Source organism: Kineococcus glutinatus, from assembly GCF_039542765.1.
GTDB classification, from domain to species: domain Bacteria; phylum Actinomycetota; class Actinomycetes; order Actinomycetales; family Kineococcaceae; genus Kineococcus_A; species Kineococcus_A glutinatus.
This window is the reverse complement of record NZ_BAABIL010000371.1, coordinates 1-10,036: the sequence shown is the minus strand read 5'-3', so window position 1 is coordinate 10,036 and position 10,036 is coordinate 1. Positions and strand designations below refer to the sequence as shown.

10 protein-coding genes are annotated in these 10,036 nt (G+C 73.9%); 5 read left to right on the top strand and 5 right to left on the bottom strand.

The annotated features are described in order from the left end of the window. Window positions 1-307: 307 nt before the first annotated feature. The 3 genes from ABEB16_RS13805 to ABEB16_RS13795 are packed head-to-tail and all read left to right on the top strand — an operon-like array spanning window position 308 to window position 3,653. Window positions 308-1,618: an MFS transporter gene (locus ABEB16_RS13805; RefSeq protein WP_345712820.1), complete on the top strand. Its 1,311-nt coding sequence runs from the start codon at window positions 308-310 to the stop codon at window positions 1,616-1,618. Window positions 1,619-1,653: 35 nt separating this feature from the next. After that, a complete protein-coding gene (locus tag ABEB16_RS13800) occupies window positions 1,654-1,833 on the top strand; it encodes a hypothetical protein (protein WP_345712819.1) in 180 nt (59 codons plus the stop codon). Between the two features lie 8 nt (window positions 1,834-1,841). Then, a complete protein-coding gene (locus ABEB16_RS13795; RefSeq protein WP_345712818.1) occupies window positions 1,842-3,653 on the top strand; it encodes a diguanylate cyclase in 1,812 nt (603 codons plus the stop codon). 25 nt (window positions 3,654-3,678) lie between these two features. On the opposite strand, the gene ABEB16_RS13790 is transcribed toward ABEB16_RS13795, so the two are convergent. Beyond that, window positions 3,679-4,326, bottom strand: coding sequence for a hypothetical protein (locus tag ABEB16_RS13790; protein ID WP_345712817.1), 648 nt, complete (start codon window positions 4,324-4,326; stop codon window positions 3,679-3,681). A 55-nt stretch (window positions 4,327-4,381) separates the two neighbouring features. On the opposite strand from ABEB16_RS13790, the gene ABEB16_RS13785 reads away from it, so the two are divergent. Then, on the top strand, window positions 4,382-5,245 hold the full coding sequence (locus tag ABEB16_RS13785) for an SDR family NAD(P)-dependent oxidoreductase (RefSeq protein ID WP_345712816.1): 864 nt from the start codon (window positions 4,382-4,384) through the stop codon (window positions 5,243-5,245). A gap of 95 nt (window positions 5,246-5,340) precedes the next feature. Here the strand turns inward: ABEB16_RS13785 and ABEB16_RS13780 are convergent, their stop codons facing one another. From ABEB16_RS13780 to aroQ, 4 genes are all read right to left on the bottom strand, one after another. After that, window positions 5,341-6,129 carry a DUF3800 domain-containing protein gene (locus ABEB16_RS13780; RefSeq protein ID WP_345712815.1) on the bottom strand — a complete coding sequence of 263 codons (789 nt, stop codon included), beginning with the start codon at window positions 6,127-6,129 and terminating at the stop codon, window positions 5,341-5,343. A gap of 246 nt (window positions 6,130-6,375) precedes the next feature. Further along, window positions 6,376-6,834 (bottom strand): iron chaperone, encoded by a 459-nt coding sequence (locus ABEB16_RS13775; RefSeq protein WP_345712814.1) that lies wholly within the window; start codon window positions 6,832-6,834, stop codon window positions 6,376-6,378. Window positions 6,835-6,922: 88 nt separating this feature from the next. Further along, a complete protein-coding gene (locus ABEB16_RS13770; protein ID WP_345712813.1) occupies window positions 6,923-8,587 on the bottom strand; it encodes an FAD-binding oxidoreductase in 1,665 nt (554 codons plus the stop codon). Between the two features lie 98 nt (window positions 8,588-8,685). Continuing rightward, complete coding sequence (gene aroQ / locus ABEB16_RS13765) at window positions 8,686-9,165, bottom strand: type II 3-dehydroquinate dehydratase (RefSeq protein ID WP_345712812.1); 480 nt, start codon at window positions 9,163-9,165, stop codon at window positions 8,686-8,688. 77 nt (window positions 9,166-9,242) lie between these two features. On the opposite strand from aroQ, the gene ABEB16_RS13760 reads away from it, so the two are divergent. Continuing rightward, window positions 9,243-9,848, top strand: a complete 606-nt coding sequence (locus tag ABEB16_RS13760; protein WP_345712811.1) for a DNA-3-methyladenine glycosylase I — start codon at window positions 9,243-9,245, stop codon at window positions 9,846-9,848. Window positions 9,849-10,036: the final 188 nt, after the last annotated feature.

Here is a 10,036-nt window from a genome sequence, read left to right as displayed (position 1 = left end):
CACCTGCCCGCACCGCGGCACCTCACCGCTCGTCGCGAGCGTCGGGGCCAGCCTGGCCACCGAGCGGGCCGTCACCGCGGCCGGGGCCGTCGCGCAGGCCGGACGCGCCCTCGTGCTGGCCCGCGCCGCGGGGGGCGACTGCGCCCGCATCTGGCGCCCCGCGCGCTGACCACCGCCCCGGGGGGGAGCGCCGCCGGCCGGCCGCAGGGGCCCGGCAACCGCTTCGCGCCGGGGCGCCCACCCCTGGCAAGCTGCTCGGTGGCCCGCCCAGCGGCGGGTCCCGCACACGTTGAACGAGGAACCGCGCATGACGTCCGGCCTGTCCACCTACGCGGAGGTGCTCCGCACCCCGCGCGCCGCCGCCCCCTTCACCGCATCGATCCTGGCCCGCCTGCCGGTGTCCATGGCCCCGCTCGGGCTCGTGCTGCTGGTGGAGGCGCTGCGGGACTCCTACTCCCTCGCCGGCTACGTGGCGGGCGCCTTCGCCGTCGGCGTCGCCGTCGGCTCCCCGCTGTGGGGGCGCGCCCTGGACCGCTACGGCCAGCCGCGCGTCGTGCTCGCCTCCAGCCTGCCCAGCGCCGCCCTGCTCGTCGCGCTCACGCTCGTCACCGGTACCGGCGCACCCGACGCGCTGCTGCCGCCGCTGGCCGTCCTCGTCGGCCTGACCTTCCCCCCGATCAGCCCCGCGATGCGCGCGGCGTGGCGGGTGGTCTTCGACGACCCGCGCCGCCAGCGCGCCGGCTACGCCCTGGACGCCGTCGCCATCGAGACCCTCTTCGTCGGCGGCCCGCTGCTGCTGACCCTGCTGCTCGTCTTCTTCGACCCCGTGGTGCCGACGCTCGTGACCGCCGGTTTCGAGGCCGTCGGCGGCGTCCTCTACGCCCGCACCCACGCCGCGCGGCACTGGCGCCCGGTGCCCGGCGAGCACACCGCCGCCACCGCCGGGGCCCGCGGGACGCCCTGGCGCACCCGCTGGGTCGCGCTGAGCGCCGGGCTGCCGCTCGTGCTGGTCGTGATGGCCGCGATGAGCGTGGGCTTCGGCCTGCTCGACGTCTCGCTGGCCGCGACGGCGGAGGAGGTGCTGGGCTCCTCCGACAAGCTGGGCTTCCTCTTCGCCGCCATCGCCGGCGGCAGCGCCCTGGGCGGCCTGCTCTACGGCAGCCGGCACTGGCAGGGCCCCGAGCGGCGCCGCCTGCCCGTCGTCATGGGCGGCTTCGGCCTCCTGCTCGTCGCCACCACGGCGGTCGTGGCCTCCGCCGAGCCCGCGCTGGGCGTGCTGCTGCCCGTGCTGTTCTGCACCGGGCTGTTCATCTCCCCCAACCTCATCATCGTCGGCGCCCTCGTCGACGACCTGGCGCCGGCGCACCGGGTCAACGAGGCCCAGGCGTGGCTGTCCACCGGGGTCACGGCGGGTGCCGCGGTGGGCAACGCCCTGGCCGGGGTGCTCATCGAGGCCGACGGCCCGATGCGCTCGTTCGCGGCCGCCTCGGCCGCCGTGCGCGCCGCGGCGCTGCGGGCGCTGCTGGCCCAGCCGCGCTGGCGCCGCATCGCGGCGCTGCCGGGCCGGGGCGGGGCGCACGCCCCGCAGCCGGCACCCGGTGAGACCCGGGCCGCGTGAGCAGCGCTCCGCGGTCGAGCGATTACGGTGTCCCGGTGAACGCGGAGCGAACGGGTACCGACCGAGAGGGGTCGGAGGAGGACTTCGACCGCGGCAGCAGCCACTTCCGCGACCGCATCGGCGCCGCGCCCGGGCCGCCCCCGGAGGACCTCGCCGGCTACCGGGTGGAGCCCGTGGCCGAGCCGGTGGCACCCCCCGGCGCCGGGCAGCGGTGAGCGCGCAGGTGGACCGCCTCCCCGGCCACCCCGAGGCGGCCCTGCCGCGCGCCCGCGCCCACCCCGGTGACGACGACGGGCTGCGCCCCGGTGGCGACGAGGGGCTCCACCCCGGTGGCGACGACGGGCTCCGGCCCGGGACCGCGACGGCCGGTGCGGGACGTGTGCCCGCACCGGCCCCGCCCCCGGAGCCCGCGCCCCTGGCGCAGCTGCTGGCGCGCGCGGACTCCGCGCGCCAGCGCGGCGCCTTCCAGGAGGGCTGGGAGCTGGCGCGGCAGGCCGGCGCGGCCGCGCTGCGCGCCGGCGACGAGGCCTCGCTGTACCGCGCCCTGCACCTGCAGAGCGTCCAGGCGGTGCGCCTGGGCGACCTCGACGACGCCGCCCACGCCGGGGTGCGGGCGGTCGCGGTGGCCGAGCGCCTCGCCGACGACGCCGCGCTCGTGGCGGCGCTCAACGTGCTGGCGCTGGCCTACCTGGAGCTGGGCATGCCCGAGGAGGCCCTCGACGCGGTGGAGCGCACCCTCGTCGTCGTGCGCCGCCTCGACGACCACGAGGCCGTCTTCAGCACCCTCAGCCGCGCCGGCACCGTGCACTCCGCCCTCGGCGACCACGCCCGGGCCCGCGCGTTCCAGGAGCAGGCCCGCGACGAGCTGGCGCTGGCCGGTGACCGCGCCGGCGCCGACTCCCGCTTCGCGCTGCTCAACAACCTCGCCGACAACCTCGTCGCGAGCGCCCGCTGGGACGCCGTGGCGGTGACCCGCGAGCAGCTGCTGGCCGGGCTGGACGTCGCCGGGCAGGCCCTGGAGCTGTCCCGCGCCACCGGGCACCCCTACCGGGAGGGGATGTCGCACCTCAACGCCGGCGGCCTGCTGCTCCACCTGGACCGCGACGCCGAGGCCGACGAGCACCTCGCGGCGGCGCTGGGCATCTCCCGGCGGCACGGCTACCGCACCCTGGAGTCCTCCGTCCTGGAGGCGCAGGCCATGGCCGCCCTGCTGCGCGGGCAGCACGCGGTGGCGCTGGAGCTGTTCGGGGCGGCCGCGGCGCTGGCCGAGGACCTGGGCGACGTGGGCGTCGCCACCACCGTGCACCTGCAGCTGTCGGTGTGCCACGAGCACCTGGGGCAGCCCTGGGAGGCGCTGGCGCACTACAAGCGCCACCACGAGCTCGAGCGCGCCCTGCGCACCCGCACCGCCGAGGCCCGCGCCCGGCTGCTGCAGACGACGGCCGACCTGGGCCGCGCCCTGTCCGAGGCGGAGCAGCACCGCGCGCGCAGCGAGGAGCTGCAGGCGCACGCCGAGGAGATGCGCCGCCACGCCCACGAGGACTCCCTGACGGGCCTGGCCAACCGCCGCGCCCTCGACGAGCGGCTGCCGCTGCTGCTGGCGGCCGCCGCGGCGGGCGGGCAGGTCCTCGGGGTGGTCGTCGTGGACGTGGACCACTTCAAGCAGGTCAACGACCGCTTCGGCCACGGCACCGGTGACGAGGTCCTGCGGACGGTGGCGCACCTCGTCGCCGCCTCCTGCCGCCCCGGTGACCTGGTGGCCCGGATGGGCGGGGAGGAGTTCGCCGTCGTGCTCACCTGCCCGGAGCCGGCGGAGGCCGTCGCGGTCGCCGAGCGCGTGCGGCGGGCCGTCGCCGGGCACCGGTGGGCGCACGGGCCGGGCAGCACCACCGTCTCGGCGGGGGTGGCGACGTTGGCGGCGGGGACGACGGCCACCGTGGCGCAGGTGCTGGCCGTCGCCGACCAGCACCTGTACGCGGCCAAGGCCGCCGGCCGCGACCGGGTCTCGCACGGCGCGGTGGGCCGGGCGCGCTGACCGGGCGGTGACCGGACGGGACCGCCTAGCGGGCGCCGGCCCGCAGCGGTGGCGCGGACAGCGCCAGCAGCACCAGCCCGGCGCCGATCCCCAGGACGGCCAGCACCCCCACGGGCGCGTAGATGTGCGCGCCGTTGAACACCCAGCTCGAGGCGACCAGCAGGACGGCACCGGGCAGCACGCGCCACCCCGCGCGGCGCCGCAGGACCAGCGGGGTGAGGACGCAGGCCGCGGTCAGGCACCACGCACCCGCGGTGCCCAGGGAGTTGCCGACGCCGAACAACCAGCCCACCTCCGGCAGGTCCGCCTGGTCCCCGGCGCCGGAGCGCAGCACCAGGGTGCCCGTGCCGACGCCGGCGATCGCGTCGAGCGCGCCGTAGAGGGTGACGTAGCCGAACGCCGCGATCCGCGACAGCCACGCCGCCGGGCCGCGCTCACCGCGCAGCAGCAGCCAGTGCGCCACGCCCAGGAGGGGGAAGACGGGGAGGAGCAGCACGTGCATCCACGTCCACCAGGTGGCGGTCCCGGCATCGAGGTGGTGGGGGTGGCCCAGGCCGACGCCGGCCAGGACGAGGGCGGGCAGCCCGACGGCGAGCGCGAGGCGCCGGCGCTCGCGCGGCTCGCCCGACCCGGGGGTGGCAGCGGGGAGGGGAGCGGGGACGGAGGTGACCACCCGCCGATCCTGGCGCTGTCGGGGTGGGCGGTCGCATCCCCCTAAGGTCGGTTCCATGAGCGAGCCCGTCCCGTCCCCGCGACCGCGCACCGATCGACCCACCGCCCTCGTCACCGGCGCCACCGCGGGCCTCGGCGCCCGCTACGCGGCGCAGCTGGCCGAGCGCGGGCACGACCTGGTGCTCGTGGCGCGCGACGAGGAGCGGCTGGCGCGCTCCGCGGTGGAGCTGCGCTCCCGCTACGGGGTCGAGGTGGAGGTGCTGCCCGCGGACCTGTCCGAGCGGGCGTCGCTGCAGCGGGTCGCCGACCGCGTCGCCGACGCCGCGCGCCCCGTCGACGTGCTGGTGAACAACGCCGGGTTCGGGCTCAAGCAGCGCTTCGCCGACGGCGACCTCGTCGCGCACGAGCAGATGTTCGACGTGCTCTGCCGCGCGGTGATGGTGCTGTCCCGGGCCGCGGCCGGGGCCATGGCCGCCCGCGGTCGCGGCCGGATCGTCAACATCGCCTCCGTCGCCGGGTTCGTCGCCGGTGGCGGGCACTACTCCGCGGCGAAGGCGTACGTCGCGCTGCTCACCGAGACGCTGCACCAGGAGCTCAGCGGCACCGGCGTGACCGCGACGGCGGTGGCGCCGGGGTTCGTGCGCACCGAGTTCCACGCCCGGGCGGGCATGAAGAGCGGCGGCACGGACTCCCCCGCCTGGCTGGACGCCGACGAGGTGGTGCGCGTCAGCCTCGACGACGCCTTCGCCGGCAAGGTGCTCAGCGTGCCGACCAAGCGGTACAAGGCCCTCATGGGCGTGCTCGACGTGGTGCCCCGCGCGCTGGTGCGCACGGTGTGGGGCAAGGCGACGTGGGGTGCGGCGCGCCGGCACCCGAGCGGACCGGGGCAGCACACCCTGGGCAACACGCCAGAGCAATAACGAAGAGGTGGGGCCGCGCCTTCAGCTGGATGACGCGTCTACCAAAAAGTGCCATGATCGCCGCTTGCGAACCTCGCGCCATGGCTGCAAGTTCTTCATCGGATGCTTTTTACATTTCCACTCAGACGCCGAGAGCATGGAATGCACGAACACTTGTGGTCCGCGTAGTCAGGGGTCAGATGTATCGCGCCGTGAAGCCGACCGCCTTCGATGTCGAACTGAGACCACAGCTTTTCGATGTACTGATCATGACCCTTGTCATATGAGCGCCAGAAGGCATAGGCCACGAGATCCGCCACCTGAAGTAGGCGAGTGGTCTTGCTGTCTGCAAAAAGGGGAAGATCGGCGAATCGATTGATCCTTCCTAATGCTCCAGCTGCTTCTTGCCAGCCACGAGCCCACTGCCTGACGTCGCGCTCAGCGACTATGCGTCGATCGTGGACCACCCACCCCATCTCTGAAGAGGTCCGTCTGACAAGGTAGTCATCGAACTTTTTCAGTAGGTGCTCGTAAGCGATCTGCTCCCGCGCATGGACGCTATAATCCTTCTTAAAGCGGGAATCCATCGCAACGCCGAAGAAGGCTACGGCGCCAGCACTTCCTTCCTCCTCCATAAGGCGCAAAGACTCGTAACAACGGTCCAGAACACGCCTTCGGACTTGGTGGTTGACGGTTTTCCAGGGACTTCCCTTCCCTGGGTTCAGCATCTCTGACGCATGAATTTCAAGGTCATCAGTGTTGTGATCTGTCAACCGGGAGTATTCGGCCATGAGGTCGTTCATGCGACGATTCAGGGCCTGCATAGCTGATTCATGAACCGCCACCGCACCTAACGTGAACGTGGCGTCCTTCGAGTTTGTACCGGATTCATCCACGAACAGCATATACATATGCGCCCCTCCGAAAACGGATCGAGGGCGCCCCGACACGGGACGCCCTCGATCGAGCCTCTGCCCTCCCCCCGGGGGGGAAGAGCCACAGCTGGCGGAGTCAGCGCCATATCGGCGACCCACACGCGCTACCGGGGCAGCACAACCAACCTCGCCTATGCTGACACGTGCTTATCGGCGGGTCAAGCTCGCCTCTTGATATGCAGTAACTGATCAACATCGATGATCGAGGTGGGTCGATCATTTTGCTGGTTGACGCCCATGCATCCGCGCAGAGGTGGCGAGGAAGCGCTCCACCGGTCGGGACGCGATCGTGCGGGCGAGCAGGGGCAGGTCCAAGTCGCCCAGCCGCCGGAAGTGCAGGCAGCTCTTGCCCATGTCGAGCCTGCACCCGCTCGCCGTCCACTCCTCGCGGAAGGCGCGCTCGGCTTCGGGGTCGCTGTACAGCCCCATGAGGTACAGGGAGTTGTGCTGCCGCTGCGCGGCGAATGCGACGTAGGACAAGGGCCGACCGTTGTACGTGTCCGGGTAGCGCTCGAGCGGGACGACGTACGTCGGCATCCCCAGCGCCGTCGTCTCGGCGTAGCCGGGTGGCAGGTTTTCCAGCACGAGAGCGCGGACCGCCGTGAGGGTCTCGCGGCGGTCCGGTTCCAGGGCATCGAGGTACTCCTCGACCGTGGCGGCGGTGGACGTGACCATGGCCGCACGCTAGGGCCGGGGACCGACACCGCCAGGCGGCCCGGCACCACCGACGCCGCCGTGCCCGCCGCCCCGCCCGGCAGCGGGCTCAGCCCGTGATGGCCCCCGGGTTGAGGTTGCGACCGGGGTCGACGCCGTCGAAGAGCGCGCGGACGATCTCCGCACCCGCCGGGGAGGTGTCCTGCTCGTGCCAGCGGGCGTGCTCGCGACCCACGGCGTGGTGGTGGGAGAGGGTGGCGCCGTTGTCGATGAAGGTCTGCTGGATGGCGCCCTTCACCAGGTCGTACTCCTCCAGCTCGTCGCGGCGCCCGGAGGAGACGTAGGCGAAGGTGAAGTACTGGCAGGCACCCATGTGGTAGCTGTGCGACAGGTGGCAGAAGATGAAGCCCTTGACGCCGATCTCGTCGAACGCCCTGTGCGCAGCGGCCACGGTGTTGTCGTGCACCGTCTGCATCGTCGACCACGACGAGGAGGTCTCGGAGACGTCCCCGATGGCACCGCGGTCGAGGATGAAGTCGCGGATGTAGGGGGTGTCGAACTTCTTCTGGTCGTACAGCCGGCCCGGGCCGGCGCCGACGCAGAACCCGCCGTGCTTGGCGACGATGTCGTTGACGAGCCCCCTGCTGCGCTTGACGTGCGCGGCGGAGCCCTCGAAACCGATGAACGACAGGCACATGCGCGACAGGTCCATGCCCTTGCGCTTGGTCGCGTAGAGCTTCACGCCCTTGGACAGCAGCGCCGACAGACCCGCGCTCTTCTTGGACGTGGCGAAGGTGAACGCCGTCTCGTTCTCGTCGGACACCCGCGTAATGGAGGGGTAGGCGTCGGAGGCGGCGATGTCGCGCATCGCGCGCAGGCCGCTGCCGTAGTCGGGGAAGAAGTACGCGAGGATCACGCGCTCCTCCGCGAGCCGGTGCACCTGCACCGTGGCCTCGGTGATGATGCCGAGGCGGCCCTCGCTGCCGAGGACCATCTCCCGCACGCTCGGGCCCGTGGACTGGCTGGGCACGTTGCGGGTGGCGACGACACCCCGGGGGGTGACCACGCGCACGGCGCGGGTGATGTCGGCGATGTCCCCGAAGCGGTCGGACTGCGTGCCCGAGGAGCGGGTGGCGATCCAGCCGCCCAGGGTGGAGTGCTTGAAGCTGTCCGGGAAGTGGCCCAGCGTCCAGCCGCGGCCGTTGAGCTGCGCCTCCAGGTGCGGGCCGAGGGCACCGGCCTGGATGCGCGCCACCTGCGAGGTCTCGTCGACCTCCAGCAGGGCGTTCATCCGGCCCATGTCGACGCTGAGCACGGGGCGGGTCTCGTCGCGCGGGGCCTCCAGGCTGCCGACGATGTTGGACCCGCCGCCGAAGGGGATGACCACGGCGTCGGCGGCCAGCGCCGCGCGCAGGACGGCCTCCACCTCCGCCTCGGTGCCGGGGTAGACCACGAGGTCAGGCACCCGGCCGAAGTCGCCCCGGCGGATGCGCAGCAGGTCGCGCATGCTCTTGCCGTAGGTGTGCACGACGCGGTCGAGGTCCTCGTCGACGACGTGCCGGGCGCCGACGGCCGCCACCAGCGCCTCGCGCAGCGCACCGGGGGCCTGCGAGGGGGGCACGCTGAACTTGGAGAAGTCCGGGGCCGGCACGCCCGGGCCGTTGAGGTCGAGGCCGACCCGCTCCAGCACGAACGGAGCCAGGTCCGGCTTGTCCTCGTGGTGGAAGGAGACGCCCTCCTGGCCCCAGCCCCACCACTTCATGTGCTCGACCACTGCTGCTCCTGACCTCGGCCCCGGCGTCGGCCACCGTGCGGCCGCGCCCGGGGCATCCTACGAGCCGCTCCCGACACCGCCCGCCCGGCGCGGGCGGGCTACGCCCGTCCGGCGGAGGAGGGCTCCTCCGCCAGCCAGCGCAGCGCCAGCTCGTAGCCGCGCACGCCGAGGCCGGCGATGACGCCCGTGGCGACGCCGGAGACGTAGGAGTGCTGCCGGAAGGGCTCGCGGGCGTGGACGTTGGAGATGTGCACCTCCACCAGCCCGGCGCCCAGCTCCGCGCAGGCGTCGCGCAGCGCCACCGAGGTGTGCGTCCACGCGGCGGGGTTGAGGACGACGGGCTCGCGGGCGTCGGCGGCGCCGTGCACCCAGCCGATCATCTCCGCCTCGGAGTCGGTCTGGCGGAAGTCGACCTCCAGCCCCAGCTCGGCACCCAGTGCGCGGCAGCGGGCGGCGACGTCGGCCAGCGTCGTGGAGCCGTACACCTCCGGCTGCCGCTTGCCGAGGCGGCCGAGGTTGGGGCCGTTCAGCACGAGCACGCGCCGTCGGCCGGCGCTCGTGGCGGGGGCGTCGCTCATGCCGGCCGACGCTAGCAACGCGGGCCGGCGGGTCGCGGGCGCCACCCGCTGTCGCAGCCGGGTGGCACGCTCCGCCCGTGACCGCCACCTCCGCAGCACCCTCCGAGACCCCGCCCGCGGCGCCGTTCCGCTGCTTCGGCGCCGGCGACCCGCTCTACGAGCGCTACCACGACGAGGAGTGGGGGCATCCCGTGCGCGGGGACGCGGCGGTCTTCGAGCGGCTGGCGCTGGAGGCGTTCCAGTCCGGGCTGTCGTGGATCACGGTGCTGCGCAAGCGCCCCGCCTTCCGGGCCGCGTTCGCCGGCTTCGACCCCGGGGTCGTCGCCCGCTTCGGCGAGGACGACGTCGCCCGCCTGCTCGCCGACGCCGGCATCATCCGCAACCGGCTCAAGGTGGAGGCGACGATCGCCAACGCGCGGGCGGTGCTGGCGCTCGCCGAGCGCGGCGGCAGCGTGTCGGACCTGCTGTGGTCCCACACCCCGGACCCGGCGCCGCCCGCACCGCGCACGTGGGCCGACGTGCCGGTGAGCACGCCGGGGTCGGCGGCGCTGGCGAAGGCGCTCAAGGCCGCGGGCCTGCGCTTCGTGGGGCCGACGACCGCCTACGCCGCCATGCAGGCCTGCGGCGTGGTCGACGACCACCTCGCGCACTGCCCGGCGCGCGCGGCGGCGGGGGTGCGCTGAGGGGCCGCGCGCCTCACACCGGGCAGGGCATCCCCAGCTCGAGCAGGACGGCGGCGGGCGCGATGCCGCAGCCGACCTGCGCGCTGCCCAGGTCGGCCACCTGCCACCCCTGCGCCGCCCGCTGCAGCAGCACGTCGGCGGGCTCCAGGTCGTCGCCCGCGGGGGCGATGCGGGCGGCGGCCCAGGAG

Coding starts and splice junctions, on each gene's coding strand:
- ABEB16_RS13805 (WP_345712820.1), top strand. CDS start 308: ATGACGTCCGGCCTGTCCACCTACGCGGAGGTGCTCCGCACCCCGCGC.
- ABEB16_RS13785 (WP_345712816.1), top strand. CDS start 4,382: ATGAGCGAGCCCGTCCCGTCCCCGCGACCGCGCACCGATCGACCCACC.
- ABEB16_RS13780 (WP_345712815.1), bottom strand. CDS start 6,129: ATGCTGTTCGTGGATGAATCCGGTACAAACTCGAAGGACGCCACGTTC.
- ABEB16_RS13775 (WP_345712814.1), bottom strand. CDS start 6,834: ATGGTCACGTCCACCGCCGCCACGGTCGAGGAGTACCTCGATGCCCTG.
- aroQ (WP_345712812.1), bottom strand. CDS start 9,165: ATGAGCGACGCCCCCGCCACGAGCGCCGGCCGACGGCGCGTGCTCGTG.